The organism is Rhodococcus sp. PAE-6 (genome assembly GCF_025290685.1).
GTDB classification, from domain to species: Bacteria; Actinomycetota; Actinomycetes; order Mycobacteriales; family Mycobacteriaceae; genus Rhodococcus; species Rhodococcus pyridinivorans.
The window spans coordinates 33,528-52,660 of sequence record NZ_JAOCLZ010000003.1; the positions used below are offsets into that span (position 1 = coordinate 33,528).

Annotated in this window: 22 protein-coding genes; 12 read left to right on the forward strand and 10 right to left on the reverse strand. The window is 67.7% G+C overall.

Features of this window, described 5'->3' with window-relative positions; genetic code table 11:
• Positions 1-91 precede the first annotated feature (91 nt).
• A complete protein-coding gene (locus NVV99_RS08010; RefSeq protein WP_024102384.1) occupies positions 92-499 on the forward strand; it encodes a TIGR03618 family F420-dependent PPOX class oxidoreductase in 408 nt (135 codons plus the stop codon).
• Between the two features lie 25 nt (positions 500-524).
• Here NVV99_RS08010 and NVV99_RS08015 read toward each other — a convergent pair whose 3' ends face one another.
• Entirely contained in the window at positions 525-1,106 is a 582-nt protein-coding gene (locus tag NVV99_RS08015; protein WP_041803490.1) for an HdeD family acid-resistance protein, read from the reverse strand.
• A 98-nt stretch (positions 1,107-1,204) separates the two neighbouring features.
• Between NVV99_RS08015 and NVV99_RS08020 the strand changes: the two genes are divergently transcribed.
• Together NVV99_RS08020 and NVV99_RS08025 are read left to right on the forward strand one after the other, a co-directional pair.
• Positions 1,205-2,017, forward strand: a complete 813-nt coding sequence (locus NVV99_RS08020) for a DUF72 domain-containing protein (protein ID WP_024102382.1) — start codon at positions 1,205-1,207, stop codon at positions 2,015-2,017.
• Positions 2,014-2,529, forward strand: a complete 516-nt coding sequence (locus tag NVV99_RS08025) for a hypothetical protein (RefSeq protein ID WP_006553130.1) — start codon at positions 2,014-2,016, stop codon at positions 2,527-2,529. The genes NVV99_RS08020 and NVV99_RS08025 overlap by 4 nt, the downstream gene beginning before the upstream one ends.
• A 13-nt stretch (positions 2,530-2,542) precedes the next feature.
• On the opposite strand, the gene NVV99_RS08030 is transcribed toward NVV99_RS08025, so the two are convergent.
• Positions 2,543-3,055 (reverse strand): MarR family winged helix-turn-helix transcriptional regulator, encoded by a 513-nt coding sequence (locus NVV99_RS08030; RefSeq protein WP_006553131.1) that lies wholly within the window; start codon positions 3,053-3,055, stop codon positions 2,543-2,545.
• A 70-nt stretch (positions 3,056-3,125) separates the two neighbouring features.
• On the opposite strand from NVV99_RS08030, the gene NVV99_RS08035 reads away from it, so the two are divergent.
• A complete protein-coding gene (locus NVV99_RS08035) occupies positions 3,126-4,550 on the forward strand; it encodes an FUSC family protein (protein WP_024102380.1) in 1,425 nt (474 codons plus the stop codon).
• Positions 4,551-4,612: 62 nt separating this feature from the next.
• Here NVV99_RS08035 and NVV99_RS08040 read toward each other — a convergent pair whose 3' ends face one another.
• Positions 4,613-5,011, reverse strand: coding sequence for an Lsr2 family protein (locus NVV99_RS08040; protein WP_006553133.1), 399 nt, complete (start codon positions 5,009-5,011; stop codon positions 4,613-4,615).
• 37 nt (positions 5,012-5,048) lie between these two features.
• Positions 5,049-6,125 carry a nucleoside hydrolase gene (locus NVV99_RS08045; protein WP_041803489.1) on the reverse strand — a complete coding sequence of 359 codons (1,077 nt, stop codon included), beginning with the start codon at positions 6,123-6,125 and terminating at the stop codon, positions 5,049-5,051.
• Between the two features lie 59 nt (positions 6,126-6,184).
• Between NVV99_RS08045 and NVV99_RS08050 the strand changes: the two genes are divergently transcribed.
• Together NVV99_RS08050 and NVV99_RS08055 are read left to right on the forward strand one after the other, a co-directional pair.
• Positions 6,185-6,991 carry an acyl-CoA thioesterase domain-containing protein gene (locus NVV99_RS08050; protein WP_006553135.1) on the forward strand — a complete coding sequence of 269 codons (807 nt, stop codon included), beginning with the start codon at positions 6,185-6,187 and terminating at the stop codon, positions 6,989-6,991.
• Positions 6,992-7,010: 19 nt separating this feature from the next.
• Positions 7,011-7,661 carry a cyclase family protein gene (locus NVV99_RS08055; protein WP_024102378.1) on the forward strand — a complete coding sequence of 217 codons (651 nt, stop codon included), beginning with the start codon at positions 7,011-7,013 and terminating at the stop codon, positions 7,659-7,661.
• Positions 7,662-7,710: 49 nt separating this feature from the next.
• Here the strand turns inward: NVV99_RS08055 and NVV99_RS08060 are convergent, their stop codons facing one another.
• The gene (locus tag NVV99_RS08060) at positions 7,711-8,382 is read right to left on the reverse strand and encodes a FadR/GntR family transcriptional regulator (RefSeq protein WP_006553137.1); all 672 of its coding nucleotides are present in this window, start codon (positions 8,380-8,382) and stop codon (positions 7,711-7,713) included.
• 187 nt (positions 8,383-8,569) lie between these two features.
• Between NVV99_RS08060 and NVV99_RS08065 the strand changes: the two genes are divergently transcribed.
• Positions 8,570-10,354, forward strand: coding sequence for a 2-isopropylmalate synthase (locus NVV99_RS08065; RefSeq protein WP_024102377.1), 1,785 nt, complete (start codon positions 8,570-8,572; stop codon positions 10,352-10,354).
• Here the strand turns inward: NVV99_RS08065 and NVV99_RS08070 are convergent.
• Positions 10,323-11,054 (reverse strand): M50 family metallopeptidase, encoded by a 732-nt coding sequence (locus NVV99_RS08070; protein ID WP_024102376.1) that lies wholly within the window; start codon positions 11,052-11,054, stop codon positions 10,323-10,325. The two genes, NVV99_RS08065 and NVV99_RS08070, sit on opposite strands and share 32 nt — an antisense overlap.
• Positions 11,055-11,107: 53 nt before the next feature.
• Here NVV99_RS08070 and NVV99_RS08075 point away from each other — a divergent pair, with 53 nt between their 5' ends.
• Both NVV99_RS08075 and NVV99_RS08080 read left to right on the forward strand, forming a co-directional pair.
• Positions 11,108-11,806 carry an AzlC family ABC transporter permease gene (locus NVV99_RS08075; protein WP_006553140.1) on the forward strand — a complete coding sequence of 233 codons (699 nt, stop codon included), beginning with the start codon at positions 11,108-11,110 and terminating at the stop codon, positions 11,804-11,806.
• On the forward strand, positions 11,799-12,128 hold the full coding sequence (locus tag NVV99_RS08080; RefSeq protein ID WP_041803488.1) for a branched-chain amino acid transporter permease: 330 nt from the start codon (positions 11,799-11,801) through the stop codon (positions 12,126-12,128). Before NVV99_RS08075 ends, NVV99_RS08080 begins: the two co-directional genes overlap by 8 nt.
• Here NVV99_RS08080 and NVV99_RS08085 read toward each other — a convergent pair.
• The gene (locus NVV99_RS08085) at positions 12,098-13,297 is read right to left on the reverse strand and encodes a glycosyltransferase 87 family protein (RefSeq protein WP_242411649.1); all 1,200 of its coding nucleotides are present in this window, start codon (positions 13,295-13,297) and stop codon (positions 12,098-12,100) included. The two genes, NVV99_RS08080 and NVV99_RS08085, sit on opposite strands and share 31 nt — an antisense overlap.
• Positions 13,298-13,568: 271 nt before the next feature.
• Complete coding sequence (gene aztD, locus NVV99_RS08090; protein ID WP_024102373.1) at positions 13,569-14,810, reverse strand: zinc metallochaperone AztD; 1,242 nt, start codon at positions 14,808-14,810, stop codon at positions 13,569-13,571.
• A gap of 217 nt (positions 14,811-15,027) precedes the next feature.
• Between aztD and NVV99_RS08095 the strand changes: the two genes are divergently transcribed.
• Positions 15,028-16,215, forward strand: coding sequence for an ATP-binding protein (locus NVV99_RS08095; RefSeq protein ID WP_024102372.1), 1,188 nt, complete (start codon positions 15,028-15,030; stop codon positions 16,213-16,215).
• Positions 16,216-16,237: 22 nt separating this feature from the next.
• On the opposite strand, the gene NVV99_RS08100 is transcribed toward NVV99_RS08095, so the two are convergent.
• Together NVV99_RS08100 and NVV99_RS08105 are read right to left on the reverse strand one after the other, a co-directional pair.
• Positions 16,238-16,912 carry a nitroreductase gene (locus tag NVV99_RS08100; RefSeq protein WP_041803487.1) on the reverse strand — a complete coding sequence of 225 codons (675 nt, stop codon included), beginning with the start codon at positions 16,910-16,912 and terminating at the stop codon, positions 16,238-16,240.
• Positions 16,913-17,022: 110 nt separating this feature from the next.
• Entirely contained in the window at positions 17,023-18,030 is a 1,008-nt protein-coding gene (locus NVV99_RS08105) for an NAD(P)H-dependent glycerol-3-phosphate dehydrogenase (protein WP_006553146.1), read from the reverse strand.
• A gap of 157 nt (positions 18,031-18,187) precedes the next feature.
• Here NVV99_RS08105 and NVV99_RS08110 point away from each other — a divergent pair, with 157 nt between their 5' ends.
• Entirely contained in the window at positions 18,188-18,637 is a 450-nt protein-coding gene (locus tag NVV99_RS08110) for a helix-turn-helix transcriptional regulator (protein WP_024102370.1), read from the forward strand.
• A gap of 5 nt (positions 18,638-18,642) precedes the next feature.
• Positions 18,643-19,053, forward strand: a complete 411-nt coding sequence (locus NVV99_RS08115) for a VOC family protein (protein ID WP_024102369.1) — start codon at positions 18,643-18,645, stop codon at positions 19,051-19,053.
• The last annotated feature ends 80 nt before the right edge of the window (positions 19,054-19,133 follow it).

The following is a 19,133-nucleotide window of genomic DNA, read 5'->3' on the forward strand; positions in this document are numbered from 1 at the left end:
GGTCCTCCCCTCGTCACCCGGGACGGTTTCGCCGGGAATCGCGGCCTAGTCTCGATATCGAGATCCATCCACCGCATCGAAAGGGAGTGCCGTGCCGAAACGACCCGTGCCCGGGGCCGTCGCAGAATTCCTCACCCAGCCCAACTACGCCACGATCAGCTCTCTGCGCCCGGACGGTCATCCGGTGTCCGTTCCGACCTGGTACGTCTACGAGGACGGCCGCATCCTCGTCAACATGGACTCCACCCGTAAGCGCCTCGACTACCTGCGGAACGATCCGCGGGTGAGCCTGTCGGCGATGGATCCGCAGGACTGGATCACGCACGTGAGCCTCCAGGGGCGGGTCGTCGAATTCACCGACGATCCGTCCCTGGAGGACATCGACCGGATCGCTCGCCACTACACGGGCGAGCCGTACCACGCGCGCGACGGCAAGCGCGTCAACGCGTGGATCGAGATCGACCGCTGGCACGCGTGGGGTCGCCTGCGCAACGCCTGAGATCGATCGGGGAAAAGGCCGGTGGTCAGATGACGCCGGCCTTCTTCGCCGCACTGCGTGCCTGGAACGCCAGGATGATGAGCAGCACGCCGAACAGGATCGCGTAGATGCCGAGCAGGACGATCAGGCTCAGGATGCCCTCGCCGGGGAAGATCAGCAGCACGATGCCGAACAGGACGGCGACGACGCCGGCGAGCACCGACCACACCCATCCGGACTCGGGGACCTTCCGGAACCGGATGCCGCCGACGATGCCGGTGATGCCGAACAGGATGGCGTAGAACGCGATCACGTACAGCAGTGCGAGTGCGGTGATGCCGGGCCAGAACAGTGCGACGAGGCCGGCGAGGACGGAGACGACGCCCATGGCGAGCCACCAGCCCCAGCCCTCGGGCTTGTCACGGACCGACTGGACGACCAGTACGATGCCGTCGATGATCGCGTAGGCCGCGAAGACGACCACCAGCGCCCACACGGTGATGCCGGGCCAGACGAGTGCGACGACACCGAAGAGGACCGCGAGGATGCCGCGCAGCAGCACCACCCACCAGATCTGCTTCAGTAATGATCGGAACGGATCGTTGGAAGAAACCGAGCTCGTGGACATGACGGCTCCTGGCGTGTGATGTGATCTTGTAGCCCAGAGGATAAGCGCGGTCGTGCTGCTTCGCGTGCCGAATCGAAGCCGAGGTTACGCTCGGAAACGTGGCCGGGGCGAGGATCGGGATATCGGGATGGCGCTATCCGGGCTGGCGCGGAGACTTCTATCCGGAAGGACTCGTCCAACGCCGGGAACTCGAATACGCCGCCCAGCGGTTCGGATCGATCGAGATCAACGGCTCGTTCTATTCGCTGCAGCGCCCGAGCAGCTATCTCGCGTGGCGGGACGCCGCACCCGACGACTTCGTCTACGCCGTCAAGGGCGGGCGGTTCGTCACCCACATGAAACGGCTCGCGGGTGTCGACGACGCCCTCGCCAATTTCTTCGCCTCCGGTGTGCTCGCGCTCGGCCCGAAGCTCGGTCCGGTGCTGTGGCAGCTCCCGCCGACGCTCGGTTTCGAGGAGGACAGGTTCGCGGACTTCTTCACCCGGTTGCCCCGCACGACGATGGCCGCCGGCGAACTCGCCCGCCGGCACACCGACAAACTCGCCGACGATCGGGTGTGGGTGGAGGTGGACGCCGAGCGTCCGCTGCGGCACGCCGTCGAGGTGCGGCATCCCGACCTCGCGAGCCCGCAGGCCGTGGAGTTGCTGCGCGCGCACGACATCGGGCTCGTCGTCGCCGACACGGCCGGAAAGTTCCCGTTCCTCACCGACGTCACGAGCGATTTCGTCTACGTGCGGATGCACGGCGACAAGGAGCTGTATGCGAGCGGGTACACCCCCGACGTTCTCGACGTGTGGGCCGAGCGGATCCGCGGATGGCTGGGCGACGGCAGGGACGTCTACGTGTACTTCGACAACGACATGAAAGGCTGTGCACCGCACGACGCGCTCGCGTTGCAGGAACGCCTGTGACCGGGCGTCCGGAGGAAGGACAGGAGATCGCTGTGTGGCCCGACCACTGGCCGAGAACGCCGCGGGAGATCGCGACGGCCACCGCCGATGCGCTCGCCGCTGCCCGCAGCGAGTCGGCCGAGCCCTTCGACGAGGCGGTCGCGGTACTGGTCGACCTGCCCTACGAGCAGGTCACGGCCGTGCACGCGGGCATGGTCCGGGAGTTGCTCGAGGAACTGCATCCCGACGGTCTCGCCGGTGAGGACGTGCAGGCCGTGCTCGAACGCTCCGTCCGTTCCGGACTGCGATGGCTGCCATCGCTCGAACCCGAAGCCGTTGTTGCCGTGCTCACGGGTGCGCTCGGAGTGTCCGATTCCGACGCCGAACGCCCGAAGATCCGTCCCGAGCAGTATCTGGCCGCGGGCCTGCTCGTCGTCGCCGATCTCGTCGCTGCACGCCGCGTGGCTCCCGAGGCGTATCTGCGCCGCGCCGTGAGCGAGATCGAACGGGCCGAGACGCAGGAGATGCCCTGACCTGTTCGGGGGATCAGGCCGGATAGTGGTTCTCGACGTTGCGGACGACCTTGCGCAACAGGTCGGACAGGACCTGAACCTCGTCGTCGTCGAGTCCGTCGAGCATCTGCCGCTCGCGTGCCAGGCGTCGCGGGAACTCCTTCTCGACGAGTGCGCGCCCGTCGTCGGTGAGGGTGAGGAGGACGACGCGGCCGTCGCGTTCGAGTCGTGTGCGTTCGACGAGACCGAGTTTGGCGAGTCGCTCGGTGTGCTTCGTCGTCGACGCACCGGAGATCCCCGTGATCGAGGTGACTTCGCTGGCGCGTAACGGGTGGTCGCTGCGGGCGAGCGCGCTGAGTACCTCGAACTCGCTGCGGCTGATGCCGCTCGGTTCGAGTTCCCGATCGAAGTAGGTGAGCGCGAGCGACCCGATGCGGGTGATGCGACCGATCACGTCGATGGGGCGCAGGTCGAGGCCGGGGTAGTGGGCGGTCCATCCGAGACGTACGCGATCGACGTAATCGGGCTGGGGCGTCTCGGAGGGCATGTGGCAAGTCTAACGGCAGCGGACGAACAATTTCATAGATATTTTACCAGTGAAACAATAGGGTGGACGGATGCTGGACCGCCGACTCGACGACCGCCCTCAGCTCCGTCACACCCGGAGAGCGCTCGCGCATCCGCTGTCGGCGAGCGCGTGGAAGGACGCCCTCGAAGTGCGGCGCGGCGATCCGACCGTGGCCGTGGCGCTGCGCGTGGGGTTCGCGACGATGCTCGCCCTCGTCGGCGGCGGTCTGCTCGGTTACGGACAAGTCGCCGGCTTCGCCGCCCTCGGCGCACTCACCAGTGCCTTCCTGCGATACGAGCCGTATCCGCTTCTCGCCGTGCGCCTTCCGTGGGTCGGCCTCGGCATCGTCGGTTACACCGCCTTCGGGGCTGCGCTCGGCGCGATGGGCGCCCCGCTGTGGGTGCAGATCGTTGCGCTCTCGCTGGGCTCGGCCGTCGCGTACTGGGTGTTCACGGCCTTCTCGCTCATGGGCCCCGGCCCGGTGATCCTCATCTTCGCGGCCGCCGGCGCCGCCGGTTTCTCCGACGGATGGGGCGATGCGGGCCTGGTCACCGCCGCGGCGACCATCGGTGCGCTGCTCGGATATGTCATCGCGATGCTCCCCGCGCTCTCCCATCCCCACACGCCTGCTCGTCTGGCGGTCGCACGCGCCCTCGCGGCGGTCTCCGCCGTCGAGATCCGCGGTGCGGACGCCGTTCCCGCTGCGCGACAGAGCATCCGGAAGGCGCGCGAGACCGTCGCACTGAACGCCCCGCGACGTCCGGACGCCCATGTCCACGAACTGGCCGCACTGCTCGACGCGGCCGAGACGGTTCTCGACAGCGGGTCGCACGACACCTCCCGCGCACGTCGCGACGATTTCTCCCGATTCGAGAAGGAACTTCGGAAAGCGCGGCGCGACATCGAGATTCCGCGTGTCGATGCCGAGGGGCGGCCGGTGCTGCCCACGCCGCCCGGCTTCGTCCGCGAAGGATGCGGTCGTCTGCTCGACCGTCTCGTGCTGATCGGAGCGGCCCGGATCTTCGTGGCGTCGTTGCTCGCCGCGTCGTTCGCCGCGTCGTTCGCCGCACCGATCGGGCTCGACCATCCGTTGTGGGCTGCGATGGGTGCCATGGCGGCGCTGCAAGGATTGAACTACCGCAACACTGTTCAGCGCGGTATCCAGCGTCTGATCGGAAATGTCGGCGGCGCCATGATCGCTGCCGTGCTGCTCGCGCTCGACCTGGGCTACTGGCCGGTGGTCGCGGCCGCCGTGCTGTTCCAGACGCTCACCGAACTCACGGTGACCCGGAACTACGGGCTCGCCTCGGTCGGGGTGACGACGATGGCGTTGCTGCTCACCGGTCTCGGGCAGCACGCGGGTCCGGGCCTCGCCGTCAACCGGGTCGCCGACACCGTCATCGGCGTGGTCGTGGGCGTGATCGTCGCTGCGGTGACCATCCGACACGACGACCGGCACCATCTCGTCGCGTGACGAGGCGGCACCGGTCGTCGGTGGTGTTCATGGCCTGCCGCGGGGAGGCAGCCGGGTGATGCTCAGGAGTGAGCGGCTTCGAACCGCTCGAGGATGTGACGCGGGATCCGGCCGCGCGAGCTGACGTCGTAACCCTTGTTACGGGCCCAGTGCCGGATCGCGGCCAGTTGCTCCGGCGACCGGGTGGGCGGAATCGCCTTGTGAGTCCCCGCCGTCCGTGTGCGGGCCTTCGTTGCCGTCTGCTTCGGCGTGATGGTGCGGGTGCTCGAAGCGGGCTTCTCAGGTGCCTTCTCGTGCAGCCACGGGCGGAGTACCGCCAGGAACTTGTCTGCGTTCGCCGGCCGCAGGTCGATTTCGTACTCGTCGTCGTCGACCGTGATGCGGAACGACTGCGCCAGGCCGTCCATGATCGGTTGGCCGTCGATATCGTCGAAATATTGGACGCGCACTTTCTGTGCCACGTTTATCTCCTTGTCCCCGAACTGTGCGCTGTCGACGCTAGTTCTTACTCGGGGGTAGGTTCAAGTCGCGAATGTACGATCCCACCCGCTCGACGAAATGATCGAAGAACTCTGCCGGACGGGTGCCCGCCACGATATCCGCGTTCGGCGTCCTCTGCCACATACCGGACAGATCGGCGACCGTTGTGCCCCGGGTGAGCCGTCCGTCGAGCTCGACGTCGACCGTCGCGGGCCGGGAGGTGTAGGGAACCGTGCCCAGCGCGACCGCCGCGGCGAACGGGTCGTGCACGTGCGCGAGGAAGCCCAGGCCCTGGTCACGGTGGAATTCCATGTAGAACCGCAGTGCATCGGAGATGTGGCGGACGAGAGGGACATCGGCCGTCGACCGCGTACCGCGCGGAGCGTCCGGGGACAGCTCCCCGGATCGGGGCACACCGACGACGTCCCCGATCCGCGCGACATGCTCGGGATGCATCTCGATCGACTCCGTGACGTCGAGCGGGCACACGATCGGTCGCCGGTCCGGAGGGACGATCGAGAACGCGTCGAACACGACCTTGGCGGCCTCCGGATCCACCGCGACGTTCCATTCCGAGGTCGGCGTCGTATTACCGGGATGGAGGAAACACCCACCCATGATCACGAGGCGACGCAACCGCGACGGCAGTTCCGGGTCGATGCGCAGGGCGAGGGCGAGGTTGGTGAGCGGGCCGGTGACGAGCCCGGTGAGCTCTCCCGGATGCTCGCGGGTGAGATCGACCCACGCCTGCGCGGCCGATCGCGGCGACCGCGACTGCGACGCAGCGGGGAGTTCCGCATACCCGATCCCCTGTGGACCGTGCGTGTCCTCGGTGGTCATCAGTGGCGTGACCAGCGGAACCTGCGATCCGGCAGCCACTTCGATATCGGACCGACCGCACACCTCGAGCCACGACAGCGTGTTGGCGGTGACCTGGTCCACCGGCACGTTCCCCGCCGTGCACAGGGCGGCGACGATCTCGGCTTCCGGGCTCGCGACGAGATAGAGCAGGGCGAGAGCGTCGTCGATGCCGGTGTCGACGTCGACGATCAGGCGGGTACGGGCAGCCGGAACATCGGGTTCGTGTACATGCACGATCCCATCTTCGGGTATCCCGATGAGCGCACCGCGGCCGGTGCTGGGAGAATTCCCGAATGCACGAGCGCAAGAACCGCGGTTTTTTCACCGAGGACGACGGTGTCTACCTGCCCACGAAGTATGCGACCAGCCCGTGGTCGGACACGATGCTCAACGGGCCGTGTGTGAGCGGTCTGGTGGCGCGTGAGCTCGAGATCCACCATGCCGTCGAGGGTTTCGTCCCGTCCCGGTTCACGCTCGATCTCTTCAGGCCGGTCCGCAACGAGCCGATCACCTTCACCACCACCCGGGTGCGCGACGGCAACCGCATCCGCGTCGCCGACGCGAACCTGATGCAGGGTGGAGAGGTGTCGGCGCGCGCGACGCTCACCTTCCTCCGCAAGTCGGCGCCGCCGCCCGGGTCGGTGTGGTTGCGCGGCGAGTCCCCGACGCCTCCTCCCGGTTCCCCGGAGACGCAGCCCGGGCCGCTCGAGTACTCGTCCTGGTACGGCAGCGACGGCCCGGGATGGACGCGGGTGCGGTCGGAGCACCAGAACTCCGATCGCAAGCGCCTGTGGTCGCGGCAGCTGCCGATCATCGTCGGCGAGGAACTGTCGCCGTTCGTCAACACCGCGACCGTCGGTGAGGGCACGTCGTTCGTGACCAACTGGTCGGACAAAGGTGTCGGCTACATCAATTCCGATGTCACCCTGGCGCTGTCCCGTCTGCCGGAAGGACCGGAGGTCGGTATCGAGGCCGACAACCACATCAGCAGCGAGGGCATCGCGGTCGGCACGGCGGTGCTGTTCGACCGTCTCGGCGCGTTCGGCACCGGTGTGGTCACGGCGCTCGCGAATGCGCAGCGGCAGGTCGATTTCGGCTGACCCGAACAGGAGTGATGTCATGCGTGTTCGGCGGATCGTCGACCTGACCCACGTGATCTCCCCGGCCATCCAGGTCTATCCCGGGGATCCGGCACCGACGTTCACACCGCACGCCACCGTCGAGACCGACGGATTCGACCTGATGCGCATCGACATGGGATCGCAGACCGGCACCCACGTCGACGCGCCGCGACACGTGCGCAGCGGCGGCGCCGCGATCGACGCGGTACCGCCGGAGAACTTCGTGGGACGCGGAGTGGTGCTCGACGTGCGCGCCCGCGTCGGCGCCGGTGCGCTCGTCACCGCCGACATGTGGGGTGGGCCTGCGATCGGCTCCGGCGACATCGCGCTGGTCCTCACCGGCTGGTCGCGGTATTTCGGCACCGACCGCTATTTCGAGCATCCGGCCCTGAGCGTCGACGCGTGCCGGTGGTTGCTCGACCGCGGCGTCCGCACGGTCGGAATCGACGCGCCGAGCGTGGATCCCACGGGCGACGAGACGCTCGCAGCGCACCACGTGCTCGCCGACGCGGGCGCGATCATCTGCGAGAACCTGCGCAATCTTGACGCGATCGACTTCGCGGATCCGCTCGTGTCCTTGCTGCCGATCCCGTTCGCGGGCGTCGACGGGGCCCCGGTGAGGGCGGTCGCGATGCAGATCGAGAAGTGACCGTCCCGCACCCGGGAGGTCGAGAACCGTCCGCAGAGAACCGGCCCGGCTATCGGCCGAGTGCCGTCGTGAGCGAGGACAAGTGGTCGCGGGTGACGGCGGCGGCGGTCACCCCGTCACGGTCCGCGATGGCGTCGTAGATGCGTCGGTGGGTATCGTGGTCGGCGTCGTCCCCGTGGGTGCCGCGCGTGCGGAGCATTTCGATCATGGCGTGACGGTTACGGGGTGTGAAGCCGTCGAACAGGTCGAGAAGGATCGGGTTGTGTGCGGCGACCACGATGGTGCGGTGGAAGACGATGTCGGTGTCGACGTGTTCCTCGATGGCCGTGCGATGGGTTTCGCGTTCCCGCAGTGACTTCTTCAATGCCCGCAGTTCGGCGGGGGTGCGGCGCGCGGCGGCAAGGGCCGAGGCCTCGACCTCGACGGCGATGCGGGCCTCGATCACGGCGAGGATGTCGGCGCGCGCGACCGTGCGCGTCCAGTCCTCGGGTGCGTCGAGAGCGGTGACGAACACGCCGGCGCCCTGCCGGGTGGTCAGGATGCCGCGTCCGGCGAGCTGACGGATCGCTTCGCGGACGGTGGAGCGGCCGACGCCGAGCTGCGGAGCCAGCGTCGTCTCACCGGGCAGCTTGGCGCCGAGCGGCCATTCTCCGGATCGGATGCGCTCGAGGAGCAGTTCGGCGGCCTGGTCGGCGAGAGGCTCGCGGCGGACGACGGTCATGGTTCCATCATCGCAGAGTCGCCTACTTCTCTACTTGTCCGAGGAGTTATGTTAGCCTTCGGGGCATGCGCTCCTTCGCGTTCCTTCTCCTTCGCCGCCACGGCGGGGCCTAGCCGGACCGGCTCCCCGTCGTGGAGTCGAACACGCGCCGGTCCCTCGTAACGACGATCGACGAAGGACTTCTCCGATGAGCACCAGCACGTTCCCGCGAATCTTCACTCCTGCCGGTCCGGTTCCTGCCGACGCCCCCGTCTGGAGCAGGCAGCGGCACTCCGCCATGCCCTCACATCGCTACCGCGATGTGTACTCTCGCGTGGAGGTTCCACTGGCGCAACGGAACTGGCCCACACAACGTCTGACCGCTGCCCCGTTGTGGGTGCCGGTGGACCTGCGCGACGGTAACCAGGCACTGGCCGAACCGATGGATCCCGGCCGCAAACGCCGCTTCTTCGAGCTGATGGTCGCGATGGGATACAAGGAGATCGAGGTCGGTTATCCGTCCGCCTCGCAGACCGACTTCGACTTCGTGCGCCTGATCGTCGAGACCGACATCGCGCCGCCGGACGTCACCATCGTGGTGTTCACCCCGGCACGTCGCGACCTCATCGAGCGGACGGTGGAATCCGTCCGGGGTGTCCGCAACGAGGTCGTCGTCCACATGTACACCGCGACCGCTCCCACCTGGCGCGAGGTCGTCCTCGACCGCGACCGTACCGCGCTGACGGAACTGATCGTCGCCGGTGGCCGCGACGTCCTGGAACTGGCCGGCGACCTGCCGAACGTGCGGTTCGAGTTCTCACCCGAGGTCTTCAACCTCACCGAACCCGACTACGCGCTCGAGGTGTGCGACGCGATCACCGAGTTGTGGGACGCGACCCCCGAACGGCCGGTGATCGTGAATCTTCCGGCCACCGTCGAGATCGCGACCCCGAACGTCTATGCCGACCAGATCGAGTACATGCACACCAACCTCGCGCGACGCGACGCGGTGATCCTGTCCGTGCACCCGCACAACGATCGCGGCACAGGTATCGCGTGCGCCGAACTCGCCGTCCTCGCCGGGGCGCAGCGGGTCGAAGGGTGCGTGTTCGGCAACGGGGAACGCACCGGCAACGTCGACATTGCGACACTCGCACTGAACCTCCACGCACAGGGCATCGATCCGATGATCGATTTCTCCGACATCGACGAGATCCGCCGCACCGTCGAATACTGCAATCGCATCGAGATCCACCCGAGGCACCCGTATGTCGGCGACCTGGTGCACACCGCCTTCAGCGGCACTCATCAGGACGCGATCAGGAAAGGGTTCGCCGAGCACCGGGCACGCGCCGTCGCCGAGGGCCGTCCCGAGTCCGAGATCGATTGGCGAGTACCGTATCTGCCGATCGATCCCGCCGACATAGGACGTACCTATGACGCGGTGATCCGTGTCAATTCGCAATCCGGTAAGGGCGGGGTCGCCTACCTGCTCGAGAGCGAATACGGCATCGAAATTCCGCGTCGGCTCCAGATCGACTTCACTCGCCACGTGCAAGACCACACCGACACCAGCGGCGGGGAGGTCACTGCGACCGAACTGTGGGAGATCTTCGACACCGCATATCTCGCACGGCCGGACGTCCCGGGTGCACCGGTGCTGCGCGCCTTCGACGTGACCGACGCGGGCACCACGATCACGCTGGGTATCGGCGGCACCGAACACCGCAGTGTCCACGAGGGCGTGGGTCCCGTCGAAGCATCGACCGACGCTCTCGCCCGTCTCGGCATCGATATCGAGGTGCTCGGCCTCCATCAGAGCAGCGTCGGCACCGACGCACTCACCCTGATCGAATTCCGCAGCGGCGACGACACACGGTGGGCAGCGGGGCGTCACCGCTCCGTGCTCACCGCGAGCCTGCACGCGGTCGTCCGTGCTGCCGCCTGCATCCCGAGGCCACTCAGGACAGCTGGGTCACCACGATCCGTGTGACGCCGTAGAAGGCGGTACCCGCCGTGGCGATCGCGAACAGCGCGATCCATACGGCCGCCGGAACGCGGGTCAGTCCGCGCAACTGGTCGGCGTCCGAACCCCGGCCACGACCGCGCGAATGGGTGCGGGCGAGTTCGAGGACCGGGCGGGTCGCGCCGAGGAGCAAGACCCATGTGATCAGGTACGCCGCGGTGTACCGGACGATCGGGTCCCCGAGATAGGCGGCCGCACCGACGAGCGCACCCGCGATCACCACCGAGACGAATCCGTACAGATTGCGGATCAGCAGCAACAGGACGGCGAGCGCGGCGAGGATCGACCACAGCACCGCGGCGGGCCGATCCAGGGTCAGCAGCGTCGCCGCCGCGAATCCCAGCACGGCCGGACCGGTGTACCCGGCGAAGGTGGTCGCGACCATGCCGGGGCCTCGCGGGTTGCCGGACGACACCATCACCCCCGAGGTGTCGCTGTGCAGACGGATGCCCGACAGCTTTCGGCCCACGAGCGCCGCGACCAGCGCGTGCGACCCCTCGTGTGCCTGCGTGACGACATGGCGGGTCTTCAGCCACAGCGGCCGAACGGTGACGAGCACGAGTGCGACGATCGCCGTTCCGACGACGACCATCGTCGGAGCGGGCTGGTCGACGGTCGACACGGCCTGCCAGGCGGAGGACACGACCTCCGTGAACGAGGTGGACATAGATCACCTTCCTCCGGGCCGGGCGCCGAGACTTCCGGCCCGGCGATAGCCTGATGAGCATGCCCGACCGTCGTACCCTCGAGATCCGCGCGGGTATCAAGGACTCTTGGGCCGTCGGGCTGGGACTGATCCCGCTGGGGCTCGCGTTCGGTGTGGTTCTCACCCAGGGCGGGTTCGAATGGTGGTGGGCGCCGATCTTCTCCACCGTCATCTACGCGGGGTCGATGGAGTTCCTCGCGATCGGTCTGATCGCGGCGGTCACGCCGCTCGCCTCGGTCGCCGCGGCGACGCTGCTGGTGAACTTCCGGCACGTCTTCTACGGCCTGTCGTTCCCGCTGCACCGCATCCGCAGCCGGCTCGGGCGTCTCTACGGCGTCTATGCGCTCACCGACGAGTCGTACGCGATCGTCGCCCCCAAGGCACGTGAGCCGCTCTCGGGTACCCGTATCCTCACGGTCCAGGTGCTCTGCCAGCTGATGTGGGTCGTGTCGGGCACGATCGGCGCGTTGATCGGGGCAGTGCTCCCCGACGGGCTCGCCGGACTCGAGTTTGCCCTCACGGCACTGTTCGCGGTGCTTGCGATCGATGCCTTCCGCGCCAACCGCGACGTGCCGGCGCCGGTGCTCGCGCTGGTCTGCGGTCTCGTCGCATTGCTGGTCGCGAAAAGCCAGATGCTCGTCGTCGGGCTCGGGTTGTTCGTGGTGTGCCTGTTCGTGCGGTTCGTCTACCGGAACAAGGTGGCCCGTGCCTGAGTCGGTGCCCAGCGCCGGATATGTCCTCGGCGCTCTGGCGGTGATGTTCGTCGTGACGGTCGCGTTGCGCGCGGCGCCGTTCCTCGCGTTGTCGGCGCTGAAGAACTCCGCCTTCGTCGATTTCCTGGGCCGTACGATGCCCGCGGGCGTCATGGTGATCCTGGTGATGTACACACTGCGTGACGTGGGGGAGTCGACCTGGCTACCCGCGACCGTCGGTCTCGCGGGCACGATCGCGGTGCATCTGTGGCGACGCAACGCCGCGCTGAGCACCGTTGTCGGGACGAGTCTCTATCTCGTCGCGTCGGCGTTCTGGACCTGAGCCGGCGCGGCGACGGTCTCCTCGCGCTCGACGGCGTTCTCGGCACCGGGGCGACGATGGCGCGCGGCGACCATCGCGGCGACGAAGACTGCGATCGCGGCCAGGCACTGCGAGGTCCCGAGGACTTCGAGGAGCAACTGCTCGACCCAGCCGCCGGAGGACGCCTCACGCAGCAGGTGGTTGGGTCCGATGAGGAAGACCACGGTGGCGGGCCCCAGCACGGGCCACCAGCGGCGGTAGGCCGGCGCGACGAGCAGCGGCACGAGGAACAGCGCGTACACCCAGTGGTGGGTGACGGCGATCGGAGCGGCGAGCAGCGACGCCAGGCCCACCAGGGCCACCGCGACCACGGGCTCGTCGGCACGCAGGAAGCGGTAGGCGGCCCACGCGGTACCGGCCACGACGACCAGGGCACCGGCCAGCCACAGCGCCTTGGCGGTGCCGTCGGAGAAGTCGAAACGGGCGATGAGACCGGTGAGCGCCTGGTTGCGGAAGAACGACGGGTCGCCGGCGCGGTCGGTCGCGAAGAACTCCGTGGTCCAGAAGTAGACGGTCGAATCGGGGCGCAGCCAGTAGCCGAACGCGACGGTCGCGGCAAAGGCGCTCAGCGCGCGGAATGCCGACGGCCAGTCGCGGCGCAGCAGGAAGATCAGGCCGAAGGCGGCCGGGGTCACCTTGATGGCGGCGGCCAGCGCGATGCCGACACCGCGGAAGCGCTTCGGGATCACACCGAGCAGGTCGGCGACCACCAGTGCCATGAGCACGATGTTGATCTGGCCGAACGTGAAGTTGGAGCGGAACGGCTCGAGCCACAGCACCGGTCCGAGCGACGCGGCTGCGATCAGGCTCGGCTGCGACATGTCGAGTCGCTGGTAGACGACCTTGAGCACCCACCACACGAGAGCGATGAGTCCGATCGTCCACAACACCTGCAGGGCGGTGCTGCCCACCAACGCCATCGGGGCGAAGAGGAACGCCGCGAAGGGTGGGTAGATGAACCGGAAACCGGAATGGCTGAAGAACCCCTCGGTGTACAGCGGGGTGTGGTGCAGGAAGGCCCAGCCGGCATCGCGGAAGACGTCGAGATCCATGAGGTACTCGTTCAGCGCGTCGCGCAGGTATCCCGCGACTGCCAGCGCCGAGACCGTCAGACCGATGGCGATCAACAAGGATCGAACAGGTCGGGTACGGACTTCGGTCAACAGCACGGGCGGTACCTCCCGGTAGGAAACAGGTGCGTCGCCACGTTACACAATCGTTGTCTTCGGGATCAGGCGCCGAGAGTATTGCCTCCCCAACCGTTTTGGTCGAGATATCCGTTTCGCGAACTTGAGGAGTGAGGCGGATCACGTTGCGGAAAGATCTCGACCGGCCGGACGTGAGGGGAGTATTCGACTTTCTAGCTCCACAGCTAGAAAGCCGAATACTCCGGTAGCGGAGTCAGGCGACGCCGCTGATCTCGTTCGGGGTGTGCGGCAGTTCGGCAGAGCGGATCTCACCCGAGGTCACGTCCACCGCGTACAGGGAATCGGTGGCGGGATCGGTGACGAACGCCGTATCGCCCCGCACCTCGAGTGCGGGCCGAGGTGCCTGCCACTCGTCGGGCTCGGTCCACGGCTCGAGCACCTCGATCCGCCGGACGATCTCGCCGGAGTCGGGATCGATCACGTGGAGGTTGCCGTCGGTGCCGAGAACGAGTGCTTCCCCTGCCGGTCCGCGACCGAGGGAGCGGAAGGTGTAACTCGTACCGAGGTCGACGAGACGCACCGACGCCGTGCGGGTGTCCACGAGCGCGACGCGCTCGGGCCGCTCGAGCTCGGCGTCGGGATCGGTCTTGTAGTCGCCGAGGACGACGGGCGAGTCCTCGCTGCCGGCCTGGTTCCCGATCCGGCCGTAGGGGTCGGGCACCGGCGCCTTTGTGAACGTTCCGTCGCGGAAGATCACCATGCCGTCCTCGCATCCGAAGGCGACGACCCCGTCGGCCGCGACCGTCTCACCGTGCACACCCGGGCACTGTTCGGTGCGCGTGATCTCGGTGCCGTTCTCGTCGAGCAGCGCTACACCGGTCCGATCCTCGGAATCGCCGAGGGTGACGAGCATGCCGCCGTCGGGCATCGGGACGGCCACGCCGTGGTGGGCCTCGGGGAGCGCGCGACTGTCGAGATCCGGCAGGTCGGTCGCCGAGGCGAGATCGGCGGGGTCGAACACGTCGATGCGTCCGGTGCCGTCGTCGAACAGGGCGGTGACCCCGGCGTGCGGCACGACGTGTCCGGGCTTCTCGGCGGCGAACGTCAGGTCGGTGAGCGTGGGTGCGCCGGCGTAGTGGTGACCGTGGTCGCCGTGGGCTTCCGTCCAGCTGCCGGTGTCGAGCACGCGGAATCCGCCTTCGGTGGAGATCAGCACGTGGCGTCCGTCGCCGGCAGGGGAGAGGCGGTTGAAACCGTCGAGTGCGAAGTCGTCGACGACGGTGAGTTCTCCTTCCTCGACGACGAGGACGCCGCCGTCGTAGGTCAGGGCGAGGCGCGGCTGCGCCGTCGCCACTTCGGAAGCGGCGGCGGAGGTCGTCGTCTCGGGGGTGTCGGCCGCAGTGGTGTCGGCCTCGGTCGTACCGCCGCAGGCGGCGGCGAAGGTTGCAGCGACGACGGTGAGGGCGGCGCCGCCGTAGCGGGAGAGCGTTGTCATGGGGAAAGAAATAGCCACTATCGAAAATGAATGTCAAAGTCTGAAATGCGCATGCGTGCATGTCGCTCTGGGCGGCCGAGGTTGCAGTTGTTGTCGAGAAATCGCCGAAATGTCGACAACAACTGCGGTTTCGAGCTCGGACATACGCGAATACGGCCGTCTACGACACGCACTAGATGAGCTCAGAATCCGATGAGTTCGCCGTTAGCATCGACGGATGGATCCTGTCCGCAACCCGTACGCCCCGGGCGCGGGACAGCGCCCGCCCGAGCTCGCCGGCCGCGAGAAGCAACTCACCGCGTTCGAGGTGGTCCTCGAACGGATCGCCCGGGAACGACCCGAACGCAGCGTCGTCCTCACCGGCCTCCGCGGTGTCGGCAAGACCGTCCTTCTCAACCATCTGCGCTCCGCCGCCATCGCGAAGAGCTGGGGCACCGGCAAGATCGAGGCCCGTCCCGATCAAGGACTGCGACGCCCCCTGTCGTCGGCGCTGCACATGGCGGTCCGCGAGATCGCCGCCGCGCATCCGGATCCGGAATCGGTGGAGTACTTCCTCGGGGTGCTCAAGTCGTTCGCGCTGCGGGCTACCGCCGACAAGGGCATGCGCGAACGCTGGCAACCCGGCATCGATGTTCCGGCAGTGAAAGGGCGGGCCGACTCGGGCGACATCGAGATCGACCTCGTCGAACTGCTTGTCGACGCAGCAGGACTCGCACGCGACGTGGGCGTGGGCATCGCATTGTTCATCGACGAGATGCAGGACCTCGGCTCCGACGACGTCTCAGCGATCTGCGGGGCCTGCCACGAGCTGAGCCAGGACGCCGCGCCGCTCATCGTCGTCGGGGCCGGTCTGCCGCACCTGCCCGCGGTGCTGTCGGCGTCGAAGTCCTACTCCGAGCGGCTATTCACCTACCACCGCATCGACCGGCTCGACCGTGCGGCAGCGGATCTCGCGCTCATCGCGCCTGCGGCACGAGAGGACGTCGAGTTCACGCAGGACGCCCTCGACCTGCTGTACGAAACCGCCGACGGCTACCCGTATTTCGTGCAGGCCTATGGTAAGGCGACCTGGGACGTCGCAGCGGATTCGCCGATCACCGCCGACGACGTGCGGGTCGCGGCACCGACTGCGGAAGAGGAACTCGCCGTCGGCTTCTTCGGCTCCCGCTACGAACGGGCGACCCCCGCCGAACGCGAATACATGCGGGCCATGGCGGATCTGGCGGGCGACGACGGGCCTGTCGCGACCTCGAAGATCGCCGTCGAACTCGGACGGAAGCCTGCCTCCCTGTCACCTGCGCGCGACGGATTGATCAAGAAGGGCCTGATCTATTCCGCCGAGCGCGGGTTCATCGGGTTCACCGTTCCGCACTTCGGGCGGTACCTGCGCGCCCAGAACGACTGACCCGGCCGGGGCGATCGAAAGTTCAGTCGACCCACTCGACGGTCTCGTCGAGCGACGCGCGATTTGTGCGACACGCATTGGCCGGGTGCGCCTCGTCGGTGTAACCGAACGAGATGGCGCAGACGATGTCGCGGTCGTCGCCGATGTTCAGTTCGCGTCGCAGCGCGGTGGCCGTCATCGCGACGGCGGCCTGCGGGACGGCGGCGATGCCGAGCGACTCGGCGGCGAGCAGCAGGGTCGAGACGTAGCCACCGCAGTCGACGGCGCCGTACACGCCGAGGGCCTTGTCGGAGGTGATGATCGCGACGTGCGGTGCGCCGAAGAAGCGGTAGTTCTCGAGCATCTGCTCGGTGCGGCGCTGGTAGTCGTCGCGGGCGATGCCCAGCGCGTTGTACAGGGCGTAGCCGGCACCGCGGCGACGCTCGGCATAGGCGCCGCGGTATTCGGCGGGTCCCGGGATGTCGGGATCCATGTTCCCCGAGGTGGCCTGCGCGTAGACGGCGTCGCGCAGGCGGTTGGTGGCGTCGCCGCTGACGATGTGCACCTGCCAGGGTTGGGAGTTGCACCAGGACGCGGTGCGCTGACCCATCTGCAGCATGCGTTCGATGTCCTCGCGCGGGACCTGTTTCGTCAGGAAGGCGCGGCAGCTGAAACGGGTGTCGAGCAGGGACGACAGCGTGTCGGCGGCAGAAGTCATGTCACCACGATGGCACATCACTTCACCGAGCGTTCGTTCAGCCGGTCGGGAGCACACGACAGGCGACTATTCGGCTTTCTACGATCCGTCCGAGAAAGCGGTAGAGAAGGTCAGACGATGTCCCTCTCGTCGCCGGGTGTGACCCGGCGCAGCCCCCGATAGGCATCGGTGGGGGTGCTCTTCCCGGTCACCACGGCCGCGACCTCGGCGGCGATCGGCATCTCCACCCCGTACTCGCGGGCGAGTTCCATGACCGTCGGCGCGGTCTTCACCCCTTCGGCGACCTGCCCCAGCGCCTCGACGGCCTCGTCGATGCTGAGCCCGCGCGCCAGCGCCTCACCGACCCGGCGGTTCCGCGACGACGGACTCGTGCACGTCGCGATGAGATCACCCATCCCCGTGAGGCCCGCGAACGTGCGCGGATCCGCACCCATGGCCTCACCGAGACGCGTCATCTCCGCCAGCCCGCGGGCGAGGACCATCGCGCGGGTGTTGTCGCCGACGCTGAGCCCTTCGGCCATGCCGGCCGCGATCGCCACGATGTTCTTGAGGATCCCGCCCAGTTCGCAGCCGAGCACGTCGGTATTGCGATAGACGCGGAACAACGACGTGGCGAACAGCGGTTGCAGCGCCGCACTCACCGCTTCGTCCTGCATCGCGACCACCGACGCGGCGGCCATGCCGTCGGCGATCTCCCCGGCGATGTTCGGACCCGCGAGCAGCCCGACGGGGTGCCCCGGAAGGCATTCGGCGATCACCTCGGTGGGCCGCAGGCGGGTGCCCGGCTCGAGGCCCTTCACGAGCGAGACGACCGGAACCCACGCGCGGATCTCGTCGACGACCTGTTCGAGTGTCTTGCGCACCGCATGCGACGGCACACCGATTACCAGGACGTCGGCTTCGCGGGCGGCCTCTTCGAGATCGGAGGTCGCGCGCAGGCCCTGCGGCAGTGGCCGTTCGCCGAGATATCGACGGTTGCGGTGCTCGGTGTCGATCTCACGCGCGATGTCGTCGTTGCGGGCCCACAACGTCGTCGGGGTGTTGCGTGCGGCCAACGACGCGATCGTGGTTCCCCACGATCCCGATCCGAGAACGACGACGCGAACCGCACGAGCCATCGGTGACCTTTCGTCCGTACGGGCAGGTATCGACAGAGTGTCAGTTTTCCGGTCCCGGCGGGTCCGGTTTGTGGTCCCGGGATCCTCGCGGAGCGGATGTGCTGTGGAGGCGCACGACGACAGGATCGAGGCGGCGCATCGTGGCACGATCGGACCCGTGCCCGGTAAACCCGTCACCGATCAGCGTCTGCGCGACCTCGCGTTGCTGCGCCGCGTCCGCGACCGCATCGACCGCGAGTACGCCCAGCCCCTCGACGTCGAGGCCCTCGCCCGCGGCGTGAACATGTCGGCCGGCCATCTCAGCCGCCAGTTCAGGCTCGCGTACGGCGAGTCGCCCTATTCGTATCTCATGACCCGGCGTATCGAGCGGGCCATGACGTTGCTGCGACGCGGCGACCTGACCGTCACCGAGGTGTGCTTCGAGGTGGGCTGTTCGTCGCTCGGCACCTTCAGTACCCGGTTCACGGAACTCGTCGGCGTGCCCCCGAGCGTGTACCGCAAGCAGGCGGACGAGGAGACGAACGGCATCCCGTCGTGCGTGGCGAAGAATGTCACCAGACCGATCAGGAATCGAGAAGCGCGGACGGGTCCGCCGGTCATACCGTGATCGGCATGGACATCACCATTCACCAGACATTCCTTCCGCACACCGATCCCGAGGCGTCCCTCGCGTTCTACCGCGACACCCTCGGCTTCGATGTCCTCAACGACGTCGGTTACGCCGGGAAACGCTGGATCACCCTCGGCCGCAGCGACACTCCCGGCACGTCCCTGGTGCTGTACCCGCCGGACGCCGACCCCGGCATCACGGAGGAGGAGAACGCTACCATCGCCGAGATGATGGCCAAGGGCACCTTCGCGTCGATCATCCTCGCGACGAAGGATCTCGACGGGGCGTTCGAGCAGCTGCAGGCCGGCGACACCGAGATCGTCCAGGAACCCACCGACCAGCCGTACGGCGTCCGCGACTGCGCTCTCCGCGACCCCGCGGGAAACATGGTCCGCATCCAGCAATTGCGCTGACCGATCCCACGATCGGCCTTACTCTCCGATCGTCGCACCCGTTCCGCCCCGCATCCGTACGACCACTGGAGTCTTCGAAC